The sequence below is a fragment of the Vibrio sp. Vb1574 genome (genome assembly GCF_033338675.1).
Window position 1 is genome coordinate 1 of the sequence record NZ_JAWOTC010000486.1, and the last position, 1,022, is coordinate 1,022.

1 protein-coding gene is annotated in these 1,022 nt (G+C 45.8%); it reads right to left on the reverse strand.

Going from position 1 to position 1,022, the window contains the following annotated elements; all coding sequences use genetic code 11:
• Positions 1-1,022, reverse strand: a 1,022-nt coding sequence (locus R7O12_RS27055; RefSeq protein ID WP_318127141.1) for an FAD-dependent oxidoreductase, incomplete at both ends; no start/stop codon positions are given.

Consider the following 1,022-nt stretch of genomic DNA (forward strand, 5'->3'; position numbering starts at 1 on the left):
CGGTACAGGTAGCTCAGGTTGAGCAGAGAGTGCCGTGCTTTCAACTAAGCCATCTTCAAACAACGTGATCTCTTTCGTCATGCCGTGCAGCTGGAAATAGCCATCTCCATAAGGCGTTAACTGCGCCATTCCTTTATCTGTGCCACGGGGGCCGTGGAACATGACTTCTGGCCATTGCTGGTTACATTCGTTCCATTTGGTCACGTAAGCGGCTTTGAATTCAACTAAACGGTCACGCTTAGCGCCAACTGCGTTATCAATAGTTCCCGTCTCGAAACCACATGCGTTGACTAAGTAATCACAAGTAAGCAAACAATTGACGCCGTTGTGTTCGTAAGTCAATTGCCAATGATCACCAAGCCAATCTACCTGATTCAGTGTCGCTTGAGTAATCACGTTTGAATTCGCCAGTTTTGCTAAGGTTAAGTTAGCAATAGCCGCTAAACGGAACACGCTCCAACCATACTCCTGAACGGCAACGACCGGATATTTTAATTGTTCTAAATCAGCGTGCTGAGCAAAAGGAATGCTCCATTCATCAAATGTGGATGGATGTTCTGGTTGGTTTTGTTTTGCCAGTTCCTGCAATTCTTCTTTCGAATACAGTTTGAAATACTCTTCAGGCTCGCCAAGTACTTTGTTGTGTTCGTCTTTGTCGACTAACCCCTGGCAAGCACTTTTAATCACCTCTAAGCGAGGCAGCAGCGCGAATGGGTCACCCCCATCAGAGTGAGGTACGGCAATAATGGTAGGACGAATATTCAGTGAGTGAGGATACAGTCTGATCGTATCTATAGATTGCGTAAGCAAATCCAAACATTGTTGTTCAGAAATTTCACGATACAAATTACCGCCCGCATGAAGGTGACAAATTGGTGGGCCGTTGACTAACGAGACGCCCTTTTCAATAACAGAGACTTTGAATCCCAACTCTGCAAAATGAATGGCGGCTGTGGCACCGGCTACACCACCACCTACAACGGCGATGTGTTTATCTTTATGACTTAGAAACTCAGACTTCA